This window comes from Micromonospora sp. NPDC049900, from assembly GCF_044461025.1.
Lineage (GTDB): Bacteria > Actinomycetota > Actinomycetes > Mycobacteriales > Micromonosporaceae > Micromonospora.
Genome location: NZ_JBITKM010000005.1, coordinates 290,864 through 311,531, shown reverse-complemented (window position 1 = coordinate 311,531; position 20,668 = coordinate 290,864). Strand labels below are relative to the sequence as shown.

At 72.6% G+C, this 20,668-nt stretch carries 17 protein-coding genes; 8 read left to right on the top strand and 9 right to left on the bottom strand.

What is annotated here, in order from left to right; translation table 11 throughout:
- Positions 1-31: 31 nt before the first annotated feature.
- The 3 genes from ACIBMZ_RS15280 to ACIBMZ_RS15270 all read right to left on the bottom strand — a co-directional run bounded on the left by ACIBMZ_RS15280 (position 32) and on the right by ACIBMZ_RS15270 (position 4,780).
- A complete protein-coding gene (locus ACIBMZ_RS15280) occupies positions 32-2,050 on the bottom strand; it encodes a glycosyl hydrolase family 28-related protein (protein WP_396694036.1) in 2,019 nt (672 codons plus the stop codon).
- 46 nt (positions 2,051-2,096) lie between these two features.
- Positions 2,097-3,779, bottom strand: coding sequence for a discoidin domain-containing protein (locus ACIBMZ_RS15275; RefSeq protein ID WP_396694034.1), 1,683 nt, complete (start codon positions 3,777-3,779; stop codon positions 2,097-2,099).
- Between the two features lie 251 nt (positions 3,780-4,030).
- Positions 4,031-4,780: a Clp protease N-terminal domain-containing protein gene (locus ACIBMZ_RS15270; protein WP_396694032.1), complete on the bottom strand. Its 750-nt coding sequence runs from the start codon at positions 4,778-4,780 to the stop codon at positions 4,031-4,033.
- A 339-nt stretch (positions 4,781-5,119) separates the two neighbouring features.
- On the opposite strand from ACIBMZ_RS15270, the gene ACIBMZ_RS15265 reads away from it, so the two are divergent.
- From ACIBMZ_RS15265 to ACIBMZ_RS15235, 7 genes are read left to right on the top strand one after another with little or no spacing between them, the layout of a single operon-like run.
- Entirely contained in the window at positions 5,120-5,866 is a 747-nt protein-coding gene (locus ACIBMZ_RS15265; protein ID WP_396694030.1) for a class II aldolase/adducin family protein, read from the top strand.
- 36 nt (positions 5,867-5,902) lie between these two features.
- Complete coding sequence (locus ACIBMZ_RS15260) at positions 5,903-6,919, top strand: ABC transporter substrate-binding protein (protein WP_396694028.1); 1,017 nt, start codon at positions 5,903-5,905, stop codon at positions 6,917-6,919.
- Complete coding sequence (locus ACIBMZ_RS15255; protein ID WP_396694027.1) at positions 6,916-7,737, top strand: ABC transporter permease; 822 nt, start codon at positions 6,916-6,918, stop codon at positions 7,735-7,737. Before ACIBMZ_RS15260 ends, ACIBMZ_RS15255 begins: the two co-directional genes overlap by 4 nt.
- On the top strand, positions 7,734-8,543 hold the full coding sequence (locus ACIBMZ_RS15250) for an ABC transporter permease (protein WP_396694026.1): 810 nt from the start codon (positions 7,734-7,736) through the stop codon (positions 8,541-8,543). Before ACIBMZ_RS15255 ends, ACIBMZ_RS15250 begins: the two co-directional genes overlap by 4 nt.
- Positions 8,540-9,355, top strand: coding sequence for an ABC transporter ATP-binding protein (locus ACIBMZ_RS15245; RefSeq protein ID WP_396694024.1), 816 nt, complete (start codon positions 8,540-8,542; stop codon positions 9,353-9,355). Before ACIBMZ_RS15250 ends, ACIBMZ_RS15245 begins: the two co-directional genes overlap by 4 nt.
- A complete protein-coding gene (locus ACIBMZ_RS15240; protein ID WP_396694022.1) occupies positions 9,352-10,287 on the top strand; it encodes an MBL fold metallo-hydrolase in 936 nt (311 codons plus the stop codon). Before ACIBMZ_RS15245 ends, ACIBMZ_RS15240 begins: the two co-directional genes overlap by 4 nt.
- Complete coding sequence (locus ACIBMZ_RS15235; RefSeq protein ID WP_396694020.1) at positions 10,287-11,240, top strand: amidohydrolase family protein; 954 nt, start codon at positions 10,287-10,289, stop codon at positions 11,238-11,240. The genes ACIBMZ_RS15240 and ACIBMZ_RS15235 overlap by 1 nt, the downstream gene beginning before the upstream one ends.
- Positions 11,241-11,318: 78 nt before the next feature.
- Here ACIBMZ_RS15235 and ACIBMZ_RS15230 read toward each other — a convergent pair whose 3' ends face one another.
- The 5 genes from ACIBMZ_RS15230 to ACIBMZ_RS15210 form a co-directional block, all read right to left on the bottom strand.
- Positions 11,319-13,772 (bottom strand): M14 family zinc carboxypeptidase, encoded by a 2,454-nt coding sequence (locus ACIBMZ_RS15230; RefSeq protein ID WP_396694019.1) that lies wholly within the window; start codon positions 13,770-13,772, stop codon positions 11,319-11,321.
- 115 nt (positions 13,773-13,887) lie between these two features.
- A complete protein-coding gene (locus ACIBMZ_RS15225) occupies positions 13,888-13,992 on the bottom strand; it encodes a putative leader peptide (RefSeq protein ID WP_396694017.1) in 105 nt (34 codons plus the stop codon).
- A gap of 46 nt (positions 13,993-14,038) precedes the next feature.
- Complete coding sequence (locus ACIBMZ_RS15220) at positions 14,039-14,695, bottom strand: response regulator (RefSeq protein WP_396694015.1); 657 nt, start codon at positions 14,693-14,695, stop codon at positions 14,039-14,041.
- A complete protein-coding gene (locus tag ACIBMZ_RS15215; RefSeq protein ID WP_396694013.1) occupies positions 14,692-16,026 on the bottom strand; it encodes a sensor histidine kinase in 1,335 nt (444 codons plus the stop codon). The genes ACIBMZ_RS15220 and ACIBMZ_RS15215 overlap by 4 nt, the downstream gene beginning before the upstream one ends.
- Before the next feature lie 41 nt (positions 16,027-16,067).
- A complete protein-coding gene (locus ACIBMZ_RS15210; RefSeq protein WP_396694011.1) occupies positions 16,068-18,077 on the bottom strand; it encodes a serine hydrolase domain-containing protein in 2,010 nt (669 codons plus the stop codon).
- Between the two features lie 270 nt (positions 18,078-18,347).
- Between ACIBMZ_RS15210 and ACIBMZ_RS15205 the strand changes: the two genes are divergently transcribed.
- Complete coding sequence (locus tag ACIBMZ_RS15205; RefSeq protein ID WP_396694009.1) at positions 18,348-18,989, top strand: hypothetical protein; 642 nt, start codon at positions 18,348-18,350, stop codon at positions 18,987-18,989.
- A 75-nt stretch (positions 18,990-19,064) separates the two neighbouring features.
- Here the strand turns inward: ACIBMZ_RS15205 and ACIBMZ_RS15200 are convergent, their stop codons facing one another.
- The gene (locus ACIBMZ_RS15200; protein WP_396694007.1) at positions 19,065-20,627 is read right to left on the bottom strand and encodes a ricin-type beta-trefoil lectin domain protein; all 1,563 of its coding nucleotides are present in this window, start codon (positions 20,625-20,627) and stop codon (positions 19,065-19,067) included.
- Positions 20,628-20,668: the final 41 nt, after the last annotated feature.

The window sequence follows — 20,668 nt, the reverse complement described above, 5'->3', positions numbered from 1 at the left end:
GACGCCGGGCTGGGCGAACGCCTCGCGGCCGTCACCAGCCGGCCGGCGGTGGTGGCGGCACCACCGGCGGACGGTCGTCGCAGGTCAGCGTGTTCGGCAACAGCCAGTCGGCCAGCCAGCCCCCGTCGTTGCCGCCGAGGTCGGTGAGGCGGAACTCGGAACCGGCCGGGGTGAAGCGGAACGTGCCGCAGTTGTTGACGCCCACCGCGCCCACGTGCCGGGCGTCGACGTTGGCGAAGGAGGCCGATCCGGCGGTGCGGGCGCTCACCACGGAGGTGCCGGTGCCGTCCACCCGGACGTCGCGGAAGTGCACGCCGTCGATCGCGTACAGGTCCTTCACGCCCCACTCGCTGACCAGCATGATCGCGTTGTAGGTGTTGTCGAGGTACGCGTCGCCGGTCACCTCGATGCGCGCGTCGATGCTGCGGTCCAGCGCGTACAACCAGATCGCGCCGAGGCCGATGTTCCAGTTCAGCTCGTACGTGCCGGCGCGGGCGGTGGTGTTGTCGCTGATCCGCAGATACCCGTCGAACGGTTCCGCGCCGAAGCGGGCGCCGACGTGCAGGGCGCTGCCCTCCCGGACCGGGTCGGCGATCAGGTTGCGGGAGACGGTGTTGTCGGTGCCGCCGTAGATCGCGATGCCGTTGGCCAGCACCGGCGACTGCACGGTGTTGCGGTCGATCACGTTGCGCGCGTTCGCCGTCGACTCCGACCAGAGGGCGAGGCCGTCGTCTCCGGTGTTGCGGACGAAGTTCTCCGCGATCAGCGAGTCGGTGACGCCGGTGTGGAAGTTCACCGCGTCGGCGATCTGGTCGACGATGATGTTGCCGGTGATCCGGACGTTGCGCATCGGGCCGTCCAGCCAGATGCCGACCTTGGTGTGCCGGATGTGCAGCCCGTGGAAGGTGGAGTCGGAGAACGCGCCACCGATGGCGTTGACCTGGTCGGTGTCGATCCGCTCCCGGACGTCGCCGAGGACCGCGAACCCGGACAGGTGCACGTTTCGGCTACCGCCCTCGGCGGCGTCCCGGCCGTAGAAACCGACGCCGGTGTGCACCGACCCGTCCGGCGCGGGCGTCGGCAACGCCACCTCGCGGCCCCTGACGACGGTGTACCAGTTGCCCGCGCCCTCGATCGTCACGTCGTCGACGGCGATGTGCCGGTTCACCTGGTAGGTGCCGGGCGGCAGGTAGACGGGCAGTTTGGCACGCTTGGCGGCGACGATCGCCCGTTCGATCGCGGGGGCCGCGTCCCGCCGCCCGGTGGGGTCGGCACCGAAGGCCAGCACGTTCGCGGCGCGCAGCCGGACCCGGGGCGGCCCGACCAGCTCCGAGTCGAGCAGGTCGATCACGGTCCAGGCGGCGGTACTGCCCTGCGGCATGGTGAGCCTGATCTTCTCGCCCGCCCGGTGGGTGCGGCCGAGCAGCAGGCGCTCCTCGTCGTAGAAGTGGCTGGGCCGGAAGGGCTTCTGGATGCTCGGGTACGGCGTGGTCTCGGCCGGTACGCAGGAGCACTCGGTGATCCACCAGTCCGGGTGCAGCAGGTCGGCGTCGGGATCGTTGGTGAACGGATACTGGTTGTAGAGCCAGGAGTACTGCGAGGTCAACGTCATGGTGCGCAGGTGCCGGCCGTTGGCCGCGACGTCCAGCGGCGCGGTGATCCCGCCGCCGCCGGGCGCGTCCGGGATGCTGTAGCGCACGGTGATCGCGTTGGCGGCGGCCGGCAGCACGAACTCGACGTACTGGCCGGCGCGCAGCTTCACCGCCCGCCGCCCGCTGGCCTCCGACGGCAGCGTGTAGGCCCGCCGGTCGGGACCGATCACCTCGCCGTTCGTGGTCGCGTTCTCCGCCTCCTGCTCCAGGAAGGCGACCCGCGCGCCCCGGCCGGTGACCAGGGCCGGATCGAGGGCGGCCCGGGTCACCACCGGCCCCGAGGCGTCGGGCCGGCCGGCGGCACCGGCGGGTGGCCCGGCCAGGATCGCGCCGACGGTGGCCAGGGCCGTGACGGCGGCGGTCACCCGCAGCCGGGCCGGGGATCTGTCTCGGTGCATGGGTGACTCGTCTCTGCTCGGTGGTGGGGGAGGCGACCGGGCACGGTCAGGCGGCGTAGACCTCGAACTGGGAGAGCTGGCCGGCGGGCCAGCCGGTGTTGCCGGTGAACCGGACCCGGACGTACCGGGTCGGCGAGGCGGCGACGGTCAGCGTCACCTGGTTGCCGGTCGCCGGGTCGAACACCCGGCCGGCCTCGGCGACCAGCGTGGTCCAGGTCGTGCCGTCCGTGCTGCCCTGCACCGCGAGCGTCTGGGTGCGGGTCTGCCAGGCCGGTGAGGGCGGCACCCGGAGCACCACGCGCCCGGCGGTGCCGACCGTGCCGAGGTCGACCTGCACCCACTGGGGGAAGGCGTGGTTGGCGCTCTCCCAGTAGCTGTTCGGGTCGCCGTCGACCGTGGCCGGGCTGGGGTAGGCCGGCAGACTGCTACTGGCGGTGGTGGGCCGACCACGGGCCAGGTCGGTGCCGGGCGGTGGTCCGTCGCCGACGACCGGCGGGGTGGGCCGCACCGGGGTGAGCGCCAGGTGTCCCTTCAGCATCCGTCCGCCGTCGGCGGTGATCCGCAGGTAGTAGTCGGCGGAGCAGAAGGTGCCGTCCTCGTCGAGCGCGCGGATGCCCGCGCCGGCCGGCGTGCTCGCCCGCGTCTCGGTGGTCTTGGCGATCTGGTTGCCCTCGTTGTACTCGTCGAACATCGACACGTAGAGGCCCTGCGCGCCGAGCCGGACCATGTTGTAGAGGTGCCGCCAGTAGAAGTCGCCGTGCCGGCGGTGCCCCTGGGACAGGTCGCCCGGCATCACGCAGGGCTGGTAGTCGATGCCGTGGGCGGCGCAGTCGGCCAGGTCGGGGACGTTGACGTTGGCGTGGAACCAGTCCAACCCGTCCAGGGTGCCGGTGCGCCCGACCATCCACGGCGAGAGCATGTGGAACGCGCGGTAGACGTCGCCGAAACCGGGCCGGGAGTCGTTGACGCCCTGCCGCCAGTAGGTCGGCACCCCACCGATCACGTAGCAGCCCTGCGCCTTGAACCAGGTGACCACGTCGAGGCAGGGTCCCGGGGCGAACGGACGCCCGTCGTCGGCGAAGCCGAAGCCCCAGATGCAGACGACCGGCCTGCCGTTCTGCCGGGCGTACGCCGACGAGGCGGTGTACGCCGCCATCCGCGTCGTCCAGTCCTGCTTGATCTGCGACTGCATCGACGTCCAGCCGGTGACGTCGTACATGATGTAGAACCTGCGCCCGTGTCGTTCGGCCGCGTCGCGCACCTTCGCCGCCATCGCGTCGCGGGTCGGCCCCTCGTCGCCGAACGGGTTGAACCGCTGCAACGCGGCGGTGTCGCAGCCGTGCTCGCGCATCCAGCGGAAGTGGGTGTCGACCGTCTGCTGGTCGTAGGAGGAGAACAGCGTCGCGGGTCGACCGTCGCCGAGGTTCGGGTACGCGGTCGGGTAGCCGCGCGTGTACTCCCGCATGTCGGGCCAGGACACGATCGTGGTGTTGCCGGGGGAGGGCGGCTGGAACCGGTCCCTGCTCCAGTGCCACCAGCCGCCGATCGGGGCGCCGTCACCCGGGCAACTGAACCAGCCCTGGTAGCCGACGGTGACCTTGCCGACCACGTCGCCGGGCGGACTGGCCGCGTACGCGGCGGGGGTGACGGCGGGCAGCGTGTCGCCGACGGCGGCGAGCGCGGAACCGGCGGCGATGGAGCCGAGCACGGTGCGGCGGGTGAGCGCCATGCCGACCACTCCTTCGAATCCTACGAGGGCAGGGGGTGAATCGACGGTCATGATGCCAGCCGTGGACACGGACTCGCAATACTCCGACCATCGAATGAAAGACTGCGGCAATATGAGTGTAAGAAGCGCATGCTCATGTCGGCCGCCGCCGGTCGGAGCAGAGCAAAGGGGACGCACGGCGGCCACTGCCCGGGGGTGGGACGTGGCGTCGCGGCGGGAAGCGGGAGTGTGAGCGGAAGCGGGAAGCGGCCTCAGTGACGTGGCGCGGGCGCGGCGATCTGCTGGTGCAGCCGGTCGAGCCGTTCGAGCACGTCGAACATCATGATCCGGAGCGAGGCGGTGTCCGCGTCCCGGTCCGTGGCCACCCGACCGAAGGTCGCACCGTAGTAGAGCGCGGACAGTACGGCGGGGGTGACCACCTCGGTGAGTCCCACGTCCCGCAGCACTGCCCCGGCCGCGCCGTCGTCGGTGGTCAGCCCGAGCAGCAGGTGGCTGCCGGCGATGGTGGCGGACCCGTGGTCGGCGGCCTGGGTGGCGGCTGTGGCCAACGTCGTGCGGGCGCCGGCGCCCAGCGTGGGTGGCGTGGCCCCGCCGTGGCGTCGCGAGGGGCGGGACCGCCCCGGCCGACGGCCGACGGCTCCGTCGATCGCGGCCTGGATCGAGGCGGCCGGGAAGCCGAGCAGGTCGACGGCGTTCAGCACCAGGCTCTCGCCCTCGTCGAGGAACGCCTGGAGGAGGTCGACCGGTTCGACGACCGCCGACCCGCGAGCCGCCGCGACGTCGTACGCCTGGCGCAGGATCGCCGCGACGTGGTGGTTCGGCGGCGGCGTCAGCGTGACCGGCTCGGGCAGTGCGAGGTCGGACACCGCGTCGTGCGCGACCCGGTCCACGCCGTCGAGCGCCCGGGTCAGCGCGGTCTGGCAGATCCGGGAGATCGGCAGCCGCGCCTGGCGTACCCGCTCGGCGAGCGCGTCGGGCAGGTAGACGTTGATTTTGGGCATGGTGGGGGGTCCTGTCGCGGCTCGTCGGTGTGGGGGCGGGGTCGGCGTGGAGGCTGGGGTGCAGGTCACAGCGTGCACCGGCTTGATCTCCTGTAAATCCTAGGGGCATACTAGGGTTATGCCAACGCCGCTGACCGCCCGCCGCGCGGTCGACTACGGTCGCACCGGCAGCGCGCTCTGTCCCTGCCGCTGACCCGGCCGCAGATCGCCGGGGCCCGCGCGAAGGCATCCACCCCCCACGCACCGGTACACGTACGCGTCCGACCACGGACGCGACCCGCGCCTGCCCGCCGCACGGTGCGTCGACCGGCACCCCGACTACGACAAGGCAGTCACCCCATGACCCAGCACGTCCCCACCCCCTCGGCACGACGGGCCGCACCGTTCGGCACCGACGAACTGGCCGCCGCCCGCACCGACCTCACCACCGCCGTCAACCGGATCTTCGCCGCCTCGGCGATGTCCGCCAGCGGACACGGCAACATCAGCGTCCGGTTGCCGGGCCATCACGACCTGCTCGCGATCAACGCGGGTGAACTGCTGCGCCCGTGGCCCGCCGACGACCTGCGCGTCGGCGTACCCGCCCTGCGGACCGTGAACGACGAGGTCGTCGTGGTGAACCTCGACGGCGAGGTGTTGTACGGCACGCCCACCACGTCGGTGGCGGCCATCCTGAAGATGCACGTCGGCGTCTACCAGGCCCGCCCGGACGTGGCCGCCGTCATCCACACCCACTCGCCCCACGCCACGGGCTACGCGCTCGCCTCGACCAGCCTGCCCGCCCGGTACGAGGCGTTGCTGGTGCACGGCCAGGCCGTGGACGTACCGGTCGCGCCGTGGGCGCCGCGCGGCACCGCCGAGGCGGTCCGCGCCATCGCCGACACCTACCGGGCCCACCCCGAGACGTACGGCGTCCTGCTGGGCAACCACGGCCTGCTCGTCGCCGGGGACGATGCGAGGCACGCGGCGAGCCTGGTGGTCGCCATCGAGGAGGCCGCCGTGTCGAGCGTCGTCGCCCGGCCGCTCGGTGGACCGGTGCCCTTCCCGGAGTACGTCAACGACCTCGACCTGCGTCTGCGTTTCTGACCGACCCCGTCAGCCACCCGAGAATCGAGACAGACCATGTTCCGCACGACCCCGACCCTCCGGCGCGTACCCGCCACATCCGCCGTTCGCCGCGGCCTGGCCGGCGTCCTCGCCGCCACGCTGTTGACCACCACCCTCGCCGCCTGCTCCTCCGCCGACGACTCCGTCGACGCGGCCGGCACGGACGGCCTGACCACGGTCCGGCTGGCCTCCGCGCCGCTCGGCCACCTCGCGCCGATCTACCTCGCCCAGGACAACGGCATCTTCGCCGAGCACGGCCTGCGGGTCGAGGTGGACACCCAGACCTCCGACCTGACCTCGGTGCCGTCGGTGCTGGCGGGCAAGGTGGACTTCGCCACCGGCGACCTGACCACGCTGATCGTGGCGCGCACCCAGGGGCTGGACGTGAAGGCGGTGGTGCCCGCGTCCGCGTCGACCGGTAAGGCGGGCGCGGACTACGGCGCGCTCGTGGTGGCCGGCGACTCCGGCATCACCAGCCCCAAGCAGCTCGAAGGCAAGACGGTGGCGGTGAACATTCTGACCAACATCGCCGCAGCCGCCGCCCGCGAGGCGGTTCGGACCGCCGGCGGCGACTCCGACTCGGTGAAGCTGGTAGAGATCCCGTTCCCGCAGGTCCCGGCCGCGATCAGTGAGGGACGGGTGGACGGCGCCTGGGTGGTGGAGCCGTTCCTGTCGGCGGCCAAGGCGCAGGGCGCGGTGCCGATCGGCTGGGGCTTCACCGACCTGGCCGAGGACCTGACCGTCTCCGCCTGGTACACCTCCGGCACCTACATCGGGCAGCGCCCGGAGGTCGTCTCGGCCTTCCGCGACGCCATCCGGGAGGCGTACGCGTACGCCCGCGAGCACGAGGACGAGGTGCGCGCGAAGATCCCCACCTTCACCCAGATCAGCCCCGAGGTGGCGAACACCATCACCATCACCGGCTGGCGGGACGAGGTGAGCCGGCAGGCCGCCGAGAAGCTCGCCGGGTACGCGCGACGCGACGGTCTGATCAGCACCACGCCGAACCTCGACGAGCTGATCCTGCCGTGACCACGAGCAGCCGCACGCCGGCCCCCACCCGGGGGTCGGCCGGCGGCCCGGTCGCCGGTCGCCGGCTGCTCGGCGTGGTCGGGCTGCTGGTCGCGGCGGCCGGGTACGAGGCGGTGACCCGCGTGTTCTTCTCGCCGCTGCACGTGCCGCCGCTGTCCGCCGTCGCCCCGGAGGCACTCCGCCTGCTCACCGAGGCCCGGTTCTGGACCGCGACCGGCCGTACCCTGCTGGCCGTCACGTCGGGTCTGGTGATCGCCGTGGTGGCCGGGATCGTCGTCGGCTTCGCCATCGGCTCGGTGCCGTGGCTGCTGCGGGTCACCTCGTCCACCCTGGACTTCCTGCGCCCGGTCCCGTCGATCGTGCTGATCCCGGTGCTGGTCCTGGTGCTGGACGTCGCGCAGATCACCGGCCTGCTCGTCGCCGTCTCCTGCTTCTGGATCGTGCTGTTCCAGGTGTTGTACGGGCTGCGCGACGTGGACCGGGTGGCCGTGGACACCGCCCGCAGCATGCGACTGGGCCCGCTGGCCCGGGTCGTCCACGTCACCTGGCCGACGGTGCTGCCGTACCTCGGCACCGCGCTGCGGCTGATCGTCTCGGTGGCGCTCGCGCTGGCCATCACCGGCGGGCTGGTGATGGGCGCCGCCGGTCTCGGCGAGCTGATCTGGAGCAGCCAGGAGTCCGGCGAGTTCACCGGCATGTACGCGCTGGTGCTGCTGACCGGCGGGGTGGGGATCCTGCTCGACCTGGGCGCCCGCCTGGCCGAGCGCCGGTTGCTGCACTGGCACGTGGCGACCCGGCGGGAGGTGGCGACCGGATGACCGGCCCACGATCCGTCCCGCTGCGCACCGGCCTGGCCCGGGGTGCCTCCGCCGTCGGATTCGCGCTGGGGCTGCCGGTGTTGCTGTTCGCCCTCTGGTGGGTGCTCAGCGCGGACAGCACCAACATCTTCCTGCCGCCGCTGCGCCGCATCGTCGAGGCGTTCGGTCAGGTCTGGCTCTCCGACGTCCTCGTCCGCGACGTGGTGCCGAGCCTGCGCCGGCTCGCCACCGGGTACGCCGCCGCGCTGGTGATCGGCGTCGGCGTCGGCTACGTGGTCGGCCGCTGGTCGGTGGTACGCGCACTGACCAGCCCGATCCTCGCCTACTTCCGGGTGCTCCCGGCCCCGGTGATGATCCCGGTGCTGCTGGTCGCGGTCGGCATCGGCGACGCCACGAAACTGATCGTCATCGTGCTCGGCGCGGTCTGGCCGATCCTGCTGAACACCGCCGACGGCGTACGCGCCGTGGACCAGGTCCACCTGGAGACCGCCGCCGCGTACCGGCTGCCGAGCTGGACCCGACACGGCCTGGTCCTGCGTGCCGCGAGCCCGCAGATCTTCGCCGGTGCCCGCCAGGCGCTGGGCATCTCGCTCATCGTCATGGTGGTCAGCGAGATGCTGATGAGCACCGACGGCCTGGGCTTCACCGTGATCCGGTTCCAGCGCACCTTCGCCATCCCGCAGATGTGGAGCGGCGTGCTCCTGCTCGGTCTGCTCGGCTTCGCCCTGGCGAAGGTCTTCGAGCTGGTCGAGCGGCGTGCCCTGCGGTGGCACCGAGGCACCACCGGACGAGAGGAGTCATCGTGACAGTCGGACCCGACCTGCTGCGGATCGACGCGCTGGGCAAGTCGTACCGGGCCCGGGAGCGCACCGTGGACGCCCTGGCCGGGGTGAGCCTCACGGTCGGCGACGGCGAGTTCGTCACCGTCGTCGGGCCGTCCGGCTGCGGCAAGACCACGCTGCTGAAGATCGTCGCCGGGCTGCTGCCCGCGTCGACCGGGGAGGTGTACCTGGCCGGGCAACGGGTCACCGAGCCCCCGGCCGACCTGGGCGTGGTCTTCCAGGAGTACGGCCGCAGCCTGTTCGCCTGGAAGACGGTGCAGCAGAACGTCGAGCTGCCGCTGCGGCACCGGGGGCTCGGTCGCGCCGCACGTCGGGAGGCGGTCGCCGAGGCGCTCGACGCGGTCGGGCTGGCCCAGACGGCACGGGCGTACCCGTGGCAGCTCTCCGGCGGCATGCAGCAACGGGTCGCCATCGCCCGCGCGATCGCGTACCGGCCCCGGCTGCTGCTGATGGACGAGCCGTTCTCCGCGGTCGACGCCCAGACCCGCGGTGACCTGGAGGATCTGCTGGCCACGCTCTGGCGGCGGTACGCGATGACCGTCCTGTTCGTCACCCACGACATCGACGAGGCGGTGTACCTCGGCCAGCGGGTCGTCGTCCTCGGTGCCGCCCCGACCGGCGTCGTCGCCGAGTTCCCGGTCGACCTGCCGCCCAAGCGTGACCAGCTCGGCACCCGTTCCTCGGCCCGCTTCGGCGAACTGCGCGCCCAGGTCTACGCGCGGGTCCGCCGCGCACCCGAACCCGAAACCCCGCGAACCCACGAGGTGACCCGATGAGCGAGCAGTCCCCGGAGACCGCACCACGCTGGCAGGACACCGGCGGCGGGGAGGGCCCGCTCTGGTCCTTCCACGTCGGCGAGGTGGAGGTCTTCCCGATCCGCGAGGTCGACTACCTCCCGCGCCCGACGGACTTCTTTCCGCAACTGGAGACCGAGTCCTGGACCGACGGTGCCTTCTACACCGCCGAACCGTTCACCCGCGACGGCCGGATCGTGCTCAACCAGGAGGCCCACCTGCTCCGGACGAAGGACCGGCTGATCCTGGTCGACGCCGGTGGCGGCAACGGCAAACCCCGCAACGGCGGCGTCTTCGACCGCGCCGACCGACCGTTCCTGGAACAGTTCGCCCGCGCCGGGGTCCGCCTCGACGACGTCGACACGGTGGTCTTCACCCACCTGCACGTCGACCACGTCGGCTTCGCCACCAGCGCCGACGGCTCCGGCGGCTGGGTGCCGACCTTCCCGAACGCCCGCTACCTGGTGGTCCGCGAGGAGTTCGACTGGTGGACCGGCCCCGACGGCGCGGCGGCGCTGCGGCGCACCGGCGACTACCTCGCGGACAGCATCCTGCCGCTGCGCGACGCCGGTGTGCTCGACCTGGTCCCGGCCGATCACGTACTGACGCCGGAGATCCACCTCGTGCCGGCGTTCGGGCACACCCCCGGCAACGTCTACCTGGTGGTCGAGTCCGCCGGCCGACGCGCCCTGTTCGCCGGGGACATGCTGCACCACGGGGTGCAACTGGAGCGTCCCGAGTGGAGCATCCGGTACTGCGTGGTGCCGGGCGACTCCGCCGACCAGCGCCGCCGCCTGCTGGAACGGGCCGCCGACTCCGGTGACCTGCTGGTGCCGACGCACTTCCCGTTCCCCGCCGCCGGATACGTGCACCGGGCCGAGCGCGGCTTCACGTACACCTTCATCGAGGTCTGATGCCGCCGCTGTTCGTCGCCGACTTCCACACCCACCACGCCTGTCCGGCCTATCCGGCGCTGCCGCCCCGGCACGCCGCCCCGGAACTGGCCGAACGCTGGCGCGGGCTGGCCCGCCGGATCGCCGACCTGGAGGGGCTGCTGGCCGACACCGGTCGGCACGGCATCGACCTGCGGGTGCTCAGCGCGCCACCGGCGCTGGTGACGCCGCACGGCGAACGCACCCGCCCGGACGACCTGCGGCGGCTCAACGACCATCTCGCCGAGGCGGTGGCGAGCGCACCGGACCGCCTGCGGGGCCTGGCCACCATCGACGCCTTCGCCGGTGACCCGGCCGCCGACGAGGCGGTACGCGCCGTGCGGGAACTCGGGCTCTCCGGGCTGGTGGTGGACTGCGCCACCGACGGGCTCCTGCTCGGCGCGAAGGCCGCCCGCCCCACCCTGGCCGTCGCGGCGGACCTCGGCGTGCCGGTCTTCGCGCACCCGATCAGCCCGGTGGCGATGACCACCGCCTTCGCCGGTCTCGGTCGGTTCGGCACCTCGCTGGCCCGGGGCACGATCAACGCCGCGGCGCTGCTGTCGTTGCTGGTCGACGGCGTGCTGGCCGAGCTGCCGGGGCTGCACGTGGTCTTCCCGATGCTCGGGGTGGCCGGGCTGTCCCTGGCCGCCGCCACCGACGGGGGAGAGGTCCTGACATCGGCGGCGCCCGCGTCGCAGCGCGCGCACGTCTATCTCGACACGATGGGGTTCGCACCGGCCGCCATCAGGTTCGCCACCGACCTGCTCGGGGCCGATCACGTGCTGGTCGGCGGGGACTGGCCGATCGGCCCGCGCGCCACCAGCCGCGCCCGGGTCGAGTCGGCGCTGGCGCGGGCCGGACTGGACGAGGCCGACACCCGGCTGGTCGCCGGGGGCAACGCGCTGCGGCTGCTCGGTGCCGGGCCGGACCGCTGACCTGGGTGGGTAGGTCTCTCGTCGTCCGAGCGACACGAGACCTACCCACCTGCCCGCTCAGGCGGCGGGCCGGTCAGCTCACGGTTGCGCGGCCCAGAGCAGAGCCCGACCCAACTGCGGCTGGAGCCCCTTGGGGTGCAGCCGGAACGTCGGGTTGCTGCCGAACAGCACCACCCCGTTGCCGCCGGGGCTCACGCTCCGGACGATGCTGGCCTGGTGCGCGGCGGCGGCCTGCCCGTTCGCCCCGGTGGTCGCCCACCAGCCGGCGAGCAGCGGATCGGCGGCGTACGACTGCTCCACGGTCACCCCGGCACCGAGGTTGGTGAACCAGACCGGCTGGCTGATGAACGTGTACGGGCTGGCGTCGGTGCTCACCGGGCCACCCCGGTTGACCACGTTCGCCACCCCGCTGGCCAGCGAGGGCCCGGCGGTCGCGGTGACGCTCAGCAGGGAGGTGGCGTTGCCGAAGGCCGCCCCGGCGGTGCCGAGACCGACCACGCCGCCGCCCCGTGCCAGGAACGCGTCCAGCGCGGCCCGGTTCTCCGGCGTCAGCGTCGCCACGTTCAGGTTGCTCGCCACCAGCAGCACGTCGACCTCGTCGGTCAGCGTGCCGGCAAGCGTCGCGGCGGTCACCTGCCGCGCCTCGAAACCGAGGGCGGCCAGGGTGTCGCGCTGCTCCACGCCACCCAGGTAGCCGACGACGATCTCCCCCACCGGGGTGCCCTGCCAGCGGGCCGGAGCCCGCTCGAAGGTCACCCCGTGCGTCCGCACCGCCTCCTGGAGCAGCTTGCGGCTGCCCGGGGTGGACGGCACCACCACCGACCCGTCGGCCAGCCGGTATACCCGCAGTCCCTTGCGGACCAGCGAGTTGACCACGAGCAGGTCGGCGGCGTCCTGGATGTCCAACCGGAGGTCGGCGCTGGCCGGCGGCAGCGTGCCCTCGGCCACCCCGTCGTGGACCCGGGTCAACTGCACCTTCGGCAGCTTCTCGTCCCACAGGGTGTCGACGGTGGCGCCCCAGGTCAGCCCCTGGCTCCACGCGGCCGGGCCGGCGTACAGGTCGTTCACCCGGTCGGTCAGGTCGATACCCGGTTCGAGCAGCGAGTTGACCAGGCCACGCTTGGGCTGGTGCAGGTCGATCACGTACGAGCCGGCGGGGTAGCTCCTACCGTCGGCCCGGAAGGACTGCTTGGCCTTCCACACCCGACCGCCGCTGCCGATCAGCAGGTCGACCAGGCGCGCGGCGGCCGGCGCGGAACGCTGCCCGGCACCGGTCGGGATGACGTACGCCCGGGGGAAGACGGTGTTGTAGTTGTCCTCCGGGCCCCAACCCGGCACGAAGTCGTCGGGGATGTCCCGCAGCGGCTCACCGGCCCACCCGCGCCGGTACACCTCCGCCTGGTCGAACAGCACCTGCGCGCGGTTGTCCTGGATGTACCGCAGCGAGGACTTGATCGCCACCTCGTGCACGTCGGTGTTGATGCCCGAACGACGCACCCGTTCCTGCGGCGTCAGCGTCGTGCCGCGCGGGTTGAGCGGCGCCTCGATCGTGTACGGGATGCTGCTCTGCAACAGCGCGAACGACGGCACGTAGATCGGCGGGAAGTCGTCCCACACCCCGGGAGCGTCGTCCCGGAACGGGATCCGGGCCCGCTGCGTCTCGGCGTGACCGAGCGCCCGCAGGTCCTCCTCGATGCCCAGCGCGTTCGGCAGCGCGTGCTTGATGAACAGGTCGTACTCGTTGTTGACGTTGTGCGGCGGAGTGCTCGGGTGCAGCAGCGTCGGGCTGACGTAGCCGTGCAGGTCGAGCGTGATGATCGGCTTGGTGTCGACGACGAGTTCGCGGATCAGGTTCGTCTCCGGCTGCGAGACGATGGTGAGATCCCGGTTGAGGTCGTACCCGTTGCCGTTGGCCCGGGTGCCGGCGACCCGGCCGTCCGGGTTGGCGGTGATGTTGAAGATCAGTCGGTTACGCGTGAGCAGCGTCGCCACCTCGGGATCGGTGCTGGTGGCGTACTCCTCGATGACCCGCAACGCCGCGTCGGTGCCCTCCCACTCGTTGCCGTGGATGTTGGCGTTGACGAACAGCGGCGTCTTGTACCCGGCCAGCAGCTTGCGGTCGGTGCGGGCCCGGACCGGGTCCTCCTCGATCAGGCGCTTCCACTCCTCCTGCTGGCGGGCCTCCTTCCGGGACTCCGGGGCGGTGACGACGACCGCGTACAGGTCGTGGCCGCCGCTGGACCGGCCGGCCACCCGGGCGGAGACCCGGTCACTCGCGGCCTGGAGGGCGTTGAGCTTCGGGGCGATCTCGTCGTAGGGGATGACGCCGATCGGGATGGAGGCGTCGGCGGGGTTGTCCGGCCAGACCGGCAGCACGTTCTGCCGGGGGTAGCCGGCGATCTCGTGCAGGCCGGGCGCCGACGGCGGCACCGCCGGCAACGCCGAGGCGTTCGCCGGTGCGGCCCAGGCCGTCGTGCCGAGCAGGGTGAGGGCGAGCCCGGCGGTGGCCAGACGTATGGACGTTTTGTGCACGATGGACAGCTCTCCTGTCGGGATGGAGCGGTGCCGGTGACGGGCGCGACGGTAGGGCCGGAGACCTAACGCGGATGGCGACGCCCGCGACGGGCGGAAGAGGGGGAACCCGGCGTCAGCGGCAGGGTCGACAGGCAGCGCTGGCGACGCGCAGGAGGTCGATGTGACCCCGCTTGGTCAGATAGGCGCTTCGCACGCTGAGGATCTTTCCCCGGACCATCCCCGAATGTCAATGTGCTGATCGACCTCGTCACACCGGCGGCGGGTCAGCGGGACACCACACCGTTCTGGTACGCCCAGACGACCGTCTGCAACCGGTCCCGTACGCCGATCTTCGCCATCGCCCGGCCGAGGTGTGACTTGACGGTGCTGGTCTCGATGAACAACTCGGTGGCGATCTCCACATTCGACAGACCCTGGGCGAGCAGCCCGACGATCTCGGCCTCCCGGGCGGTGAGCTGGTGCGCGGCCACCGCGTCGGTGCGCGGTGCGGCGGTGCGGCGGGCGAACTCGGTGATCACCCGACGGGTGACCGCCTGGTCGACGAGCCCGTATCCGCCGGCCAGGCGGCGTACCGCCTCGATCAGCTCCTCGGGCTCGCAGTCCTTGAGGATGAACCCGCTGGCACCGGACTCCAGCGCGCCGAAGACGTACTCGTCGAGGTCGAACGTGGTCACCACGAGCACGGCGGGCGGCGTCTCGGTGGCCGCGCCGACGATCCGGCGGGTGGCGGTGAGCCCGTCGCCGCCGGGCATCCGGACGTCCATGCAGATGACGTCCGGCCGGTGTCGGCGGGCCAGGTCGACCGCCGCGTCGCCGTTCGACGCCTCGGCCACCACCTCGATGTCCCCGGCCTGCTCCAGGATGACCCGGAACCCGGCCCGCACCACCGCCTGGTCGTCGACGAGCATCACCCTGATCATGTCGGGTCCCCCTTCGCGGTCGCCGTCGCGACGCGGGCGGCCTCCGGTCCGGTCGGCAGGCTCACGGTGACCGCCCAGCCGCCGTCGGCGGTCGGTGCGGCGGTGAACTCGGCGCCGATGAGCTGTGCGCGTTCCCGCATACCCACCAGGCCCACGCCACCGGTGGCGCGGGTGGCCGGCTCGGGCCGCCGGGTCGGCGGGTCGTTGCGTACCTCAAGCGTCACCCGACGGTCCAGGTAACGCAGCGCCACCCGGACCGGGGCACCGGGGGCATGCTGGCGGGCGTTGGACAGCGACTCCTGCGCCACCCGGTAGAGCGCCACGTCGGCGATCGGTGGCACCTCGCGCGGCTGCCCCTCACGGAGGAACTCGACCGGGCCGCCGAGGTCACCGGCGGTGCGGACGAGGTCGTCGAGGACGGCCAGGCCGGGCACCGGGACGGTGCCGTCGCCCGCGTCCGCCCCGGTCCGCCCGCGCAGGACCCCCACCACCAGGCGCAGGTTGTCCAGGGTCTGCTTGCCCTGGGCGCGGATCCAGGCCACCCCGGCGCGGGCCGCCGCCGGGTCGCGGTCGATCAGGCGCTCCACCGCCGCCGCCTGCACCACCATGCCGGACAGGTGGTGGGCGGCCACGTCGTGCAGCTCCCGCGCCATCCGGGACCGTTCCGCGCCGATCGCCGCCTGCACGCCCGCCTGCTGCGCCCGGACCGCCTCGTCGGCCCGGAGCCGGACCAGCTCGACGTAGCGCCGATAGGTGGCGACGTAGCCGCCGACGAAGGCCGCGCCGAGGTAGGTCAGGGCGCTCGCGGTGAGGCTGCCGATCGTGGTGAGGAGGAGGTCGGAGGCGGCGGCGACGGCGGTGGTGACCACCGCGCCCGCCGTCTCCGCCAGCGTGGCGGCCCCCGCGATCAGCAGCGCCGTCCGGACCGGCCGCAGCGTGCCGACGGTGTACGCGGCGACGAACGGCGCGATGCCCCGGATCGACAACTCCGGCAGGGACAGACCGACGATCACCAGTTGCAGGGCGACGACCAGGGCGAGACAGAGCAGCGGACGGACCCGGCGCAGGCAGAGCAGCATCGCCTGCACGCCGCAGAGCAGGAGCAGCGGCCAGGCCCGCGCCGGATCGAGGGAGAGCCCCTCCGCCGGTGCGACGATCCAGAACAGCAGCGCCAGCAGCAGCAGGGTGAGCACGGTGAGTGCCGCCGCGAGCAGGCAGTCCCGGGCGAAGCGGCCGGTCACGCCGAGTCGGGTGAGCTGTTCGTCGAGCCGCCCGGTCAGCCGGGGCGACCGGGGAGTCGCCTCGGTCTGCGGATCAGGGTGGGTGCTCATGCGGTGGACTTCCTTGCTCCGGTCCGTCCCGGATCGACGCGTCAGTAGGAGATGCTAGGCGCGAGCAGCATGAACTCGACGGCGAACCAACCCGTACAGGCGAGCGCCAGCAGGATCAGGGCGCTGGCGGCGACCCGGTGCCGGCCGACACGACGCCGTACGTCGTCGACCAGCCGTACCCCGGCGGGCAGCACCCCGAGCAGGCCGATCACCTGGAGCGCCTGGATGGTGCGCAGCGAGGCGGCGGAGACGTCCTGCAACCCCATCACGGTCACCACGCTCACCGCCCAGCCGGTCAGCGCGAGCAGCGCACCGGCGACCGCGACGCGGCTGAGCACCCGGGCGGTACGTCCGGCCGGGTCGCGGCGGGGTCGACCGAGCACTCGCCGGACGAGGGCGCCGAACGGCCAGGAGAGCACGGTCAGCGCCAGCACCAGGACCGAGACGCCGAGCACCGGTACGACCACCGCCGTGGCCCGTGCCGGTTCGACCGGCAGCAGGGTGAACGCGGAGTCGTAGCTGATCGCCGTCACCCGGTCGTCGGTGACCCGCATGGCGAGCGTGCGCTGCCCGCCCACCTCGCGCCAGACCCAGGGGGCCACCTCCTCGTAGCGGGCCGGGGTGGCCGACAGCGGGCCCGGCTCGAAGAGCAGGCGGTTGTCGTCGGTGACGCTGACCGTGGTCCGGCCGACCAGACCGATCAGGGTCAGGAAGTTGCTGCCGATCCCGCGCGATTCGGTGTACGTGCCGGACGCCGCGGCGGCGTGTGCGGCAGTGGTCTCCGCGTCGACCCCCGTCGGCTGGTCCGACGTGGCCGGGAAGTAGCGGTCGGCGAAGCCGTTGACCACCGCCTGACGCAGTTCGTGGCTGTCGAATCCGCCCCGGCCGCCGCCGTTGAGCGAGACGAAGATGCCGGCCCGTTCCTGCGGGTAGATCTGCAGGTGCGAGTGGAAGTACAGGGTGTCGCCGCCGTGGCCGAGGATGCGCCGGCCGTTGCGGCTCTCGTCGAACAGCCCGAGCGTCATCCGGGGGCCGTCCGCGAGGGTGCCGAGCGAGGTGGCGTCGAGCGCGGGCCGCTGCATCAACTCGCGGGTGGGCGGGTCGAGCAGCGGACCCTCGCCGACCGTCTCGCCGGCCAGCGCCAACATGAACCGGGCCATGTCGGTGGCGGGTGCGCTCAACGCGCCCGCCGGGACCGTGCCGACGATCTCGAACGGGCGGGCGACACCGGCGGCGTCGTGGCCCCTGGCCATCCGGTCGGCCAGCGCCTGCGGCAGTGGCTGCGCGAACGTCGACGACGCCATGCCGGACCGGGCCAGCACGTGACGTCCCACGTACTCGTCGAACGGCGTGCCGCTGACGCGTTCGACGACGTACCCGGCCAGGGCGTTGCCGTAGTTGGAGTACGCGGGCGTCGTACCCGGTCGGTAGAGCTGCTCCGGCGGGTCGGTGGCCAACGCCGTGCGCAGGTCCGGGCTGCTGCCGTCGCGGCCGATCAGGCCGGCGACCCGCTCCTCGAACCCGGCGGTGTGGGTCAGCAGGTGCCGCAGCGTGATCGCCTCGTCGTAGCGGCGGGGCAGCGTGAAGTCCAGGTACTCCTCGACGTCGGCGTCGAGGTCGAGGTCGCCGCTCTGCACGTGCTGGAGCACCGCGACGGCGGTGACCAGCTTCGCCACCGAGCCGACCCGGAACAGGTGCCGGTCCGGGTCGACCGGTACGGGCTGGCTGGTGCCGGAGCCGGTGTCCGCGTGGCCGTAGCCACGGGCGGTGAGGATCTCGCCGTCGCGGACGACGGCGACGGTGGCGCCCGGGATGCCGGTCCGCTGGAGCGCGGCGGGCAGCAGGCCGTCGAGCCAGGCGTCGACGTCGGTGGCGTTCAGCGCGGCCGGGTCTCCCGGCGCGCCCGGAGCGGGTGGCGTGGGGACGGGCGCGACGGTCGGCGCGGTGCCGCACCCGGCGGCGGTGGCGGCGACGGCGACGACCGCCACCAGGGTCGCGCCGAGTCGGCGCAGGCGGGAGGCCCGGGATCGGGCGGGATCTTGGACAGGCACGACAGGCTGCTACCTTCCAGGCCGATCGGGTGTCCGGAGGGATCCGTGTGGCGTCACCCGGCGCCTGGGGAAAGCCTGCGGGAACGGGGACGTGGTGCCATCTGGCGCAGGACGGCAATCGGCCTACGACCTTTGTCGGAAATCGACCTAGCTGCCGAGTTCCCGCATATCGCGCCGATGTCCGGGGTACGTCGATCTTCAGCGACCGTGGCGGGGATGGTGCGCCGGTCTCCCGACCGGGAATCCCCGCCGCCGGAGGAGGAGTGGATGATGTCGATGCGTAGGTGGCTCGCCGGTGCGGGCGTGGCGGCGTTGGTGGTCTCGACGGGGGCGTGCGGTGAGGCGACCCCGGACGCCGCCGCGACACCCGACGTCACGGGCACGCCGGCCGCCAGCGCGACCTCCGCCGCGCCCAGCCCGACGGAGGCGTCGCCGTCACCGACCACCGCCAACCCGCCGATGCTCTCCGGTGACCGTCAGGTCACCATCACCCGGGTCGACGCGGTCGAGTCGGGGCTGTCGTTGACCGACGAGCGGCTCGCCGAGGTCGACGGCGACGAGGGCCGGCAGTTGTTCGTGCCGACCCCGGTCGACGGGCAGACGTTCCTGATCAAGTCGTACCGGGGTGCCGGTGGTGGTCCGGGCACCGGCGAGCCGGTCTGCTGGCAGGTGCAGAACCCGGGCAACTCGCAGCCGCTGCGGGTGCAGGGCGCCGAGTGCCAGGAGAGCGAGCCGCGTCAGATCTTCACCATCGCGCCGAACCCGGAGAACGCGGAGACCTTCCTGATCAGCAACAACTCGGCGTTCCTGCGGAACTCGCAGAACAACGGCCTGATCCTTGAGGAACTGGGTGACGCCGCCCCGTTCGACAGCTTCCGGTTCAACGACAACGGTGCCGCGCCGTCGTCGTAGTAGTCGTAAGGAAGGGTCCCCTGCTATACATCAGGCGATAGCAGGGGACCCTTCCTTACATCCCGGAGCGGGCTCTCAGCCGCGCCGCCACTTCTGGTTCGCGCCGCCGAGGCACTCCCAGAGGGCCAGGCGGGCACCGTCGGCGTTGACCCATCCGCTGATGTCGACGCACTTGTTCGCCTGCGGGTTGACCAGGTCACCGGCGGCGGAGAGGACGAACTGCTGCGCCGGGTTGCCGCTACAGGTCGCGATCTGGATCACCGCGCCGTTGTCCCGGGAACCCCAGGCCACGTCCATGCACATGTTGTTCTGCGTACGCAGGGTGCCGTTGACGAAGCTCCACGACTGCGCCGCCGTGCCGTTGCAGTTCCAGGTCTGCAGCGGTACGCCGTCGGAGAAGTTCGAGCTCGGCACGTCGATGCACTTGTTGTTCCAGTTGCTGATCAGCCGGGTCCCGCCGCCACCGCCGCTGGTGACCAGCGTGAGCCCGTACGCGCCGAGGATCTCGTTGACCGGCTGGAACCAGGTCTCCCCGCCGGTGGAGCAGTCGCCCCAGCCGCCGGAGGTGACGCCCTGCGCCTGGTTGCCGCTGAGCCAGGCACCGCCCGAGTCGCCGCCCTGGGCGCAGGCATTGGTGCGGGTCAGCCCGTGCACCGCGCCCTGCGAGTAGTTGACCGTCTGGTTGCGGCCCAGCAGGGTGCCGCACCGCCAACCGGTGGTCCGGCCGGACCGGCACACCGAGCTGCCGATCGCGGCGTCCTGGGAACCGGCCACCGCCACGTTGCCGCCGGAGTAGTTGTTCACCCACGGCTGCGGGGTCCAGTTGCTGTTGGTCCGCACCCAGCCGTAGTCACGGCCGGGGAACGTCGAGCCGGCGAAGGTGCCCTGGGAGACGTTGTTGTAACCGAGCGTCGGGCTGCCGACCCGGCCACAGTGGCCGGCGGTGACGAAGCCGCCGTGCACCGCGAAGCCGACCGAGCAGAGCGTGTTGCCGTTGATGACGTACTGGTCCCCGCCCCGGATGTCGTAGTTGATCCGGGGCGCCTCGGCGGACTCGACGATCCGGACCAGGGCCGCGTCGACGCCGCTGGCCTTGACGAAGGCGGCGGCCTCGGCGGTCGCACCCCGGCCGGCGGTCACCACGATCCGGTTGGTCGGCACGTCGACCGCCCAGCCGTGGACGGCGGCCGGTGGCGCCTTGCCGGCGTGCCGGTCGAGCGTTCGTTTCACCCCGTCCAGGGTGGACTCGCTGCGGGCGGCGGTGGTCACCTCGGCACCTTCGGCGCGTACGGCGGCGGCCAGCGACGGGTCGGTGACGGCCACGGTCAGCCGCGTTCCGCCGGGCGGGATCCAGGCACCGGCGAAGGCCGTACCGAGTCGGGCGCGCAGCCGACGTTCGACGGTGGCGGCGCCGGCCTCGACACGCAGCCGGGTCAGCACCTGCGCGTCGGTCAAGCCGAGGTCGCGGCGCATGGCGCGGACCATCTCCGGCGCGAGGCCGGTGACCGAGGTGTCGGCGGCGGTGGGAGTGCCGGTGGTGTCGGCGGCGAGGGCGGCCGGCGGGGCGGCGAGTGGGGCGAGACCGGCGACCAGGACGGCGGCCAGGGCCGCGCGCAGGACGCGTGGCGCTCGTGGCATGGGACTCCTCCTACGGGGGTGGGGCGACGCGGGGGCATCGC

Coding starts and splice junctions, on each gene's coding strand:
- ACIBMZ_RS15280 (WP_396694036.1), bottom strand. CDS start 2,050: ATGCACCGAGACAGATCCCCGGCCCGGCTGCGGGTGACCGCCGCCGTC.
- ACIBMZ_RS15275 (WP_396694034.1), bottom strand. CDS start 3,779: ATGGCGCTCACCCGCCGCACCGTGCTCGGCTCCATCGCCGCCGGTTCC.
- ACIBMZ_RS15270 (WP_396694032.1), bottom strand. CDS start 4,780: ATGCCCAAAATCAACGTCTACCTGCCCGACGCGCTCGCCGAGCGGGTA.
- ACIBMZ_RS15265 (WP_396694030.1), top strand. CDS start 5,120: ATGACCCAGCACGTCCCCACCCCCTCGGCACGACGGGCCGCACCGTTC.
- ACIBMZ_RS15260 (WP_396694028.1), top strand. CDS start 5,903: ATGTTCCGCACGACCCCGACCCTCCGGCGCGTACCCGCCACATCCGCC.
- ACIBMZ_RS15250 (WP_396694026.1), top strand. CDS start 7,734: ATGACCGGCCCACGATCCGTCCCGCTGCGCACCGGCCTGGCCCGGGGT.
- ACIBMZ_RS15240 (WP_396694022.1), top strand. CDS start 9,352: ATGAGCGAGCAGTCCCCGGAGACCGCACCACGCTGGCAGGACACCGGC.
- ACIBMZ_RS15235 (WP_396694020.1), top strand. CDS start 10,287: ATGCCGCCGCTGTTCGTCGCCGACTTCCACACCCACCACGCCTGTCCG.
- ACIBMZ_RS15225 (WP_396694017.1), bottom strand. CDS start 13,992: ATGGTCCGGGGAAAGATCCTCAGCGTGCGAAGCGCCTATCTGACCAAG.
- ACIBMZ_RS15220 (WP_396694015.1), bottom strand. CDS start 14,695: ATGATCAGGGTGATGCTCGTCGACGACCAGGCGGTGGTGCGGGCCGGG.
- ACIBMZ_RS15215 (WP_396694013.1), bottom strand. CDS start 16,026: ATGAGCACCCACCCTGATCCGCAGACCGAGGCGACTCCCCGGTCGCCC.
- ACIBMZ_RS15205 (WP_396694009.1), top strand. CDS start 18,348: ATGTCGATGCGTAGGTGGCTCGCCGGTGCGGGCGTGGCGGCGTTGGTG.
- ACIBMZ_RS15200 (WP_396694007.1), bottom strand. CDS start 20,627: ATGCCACGAGCGCCACGCGTCCTGCGCGCGGCCCTGGCCGCCGTCCTG.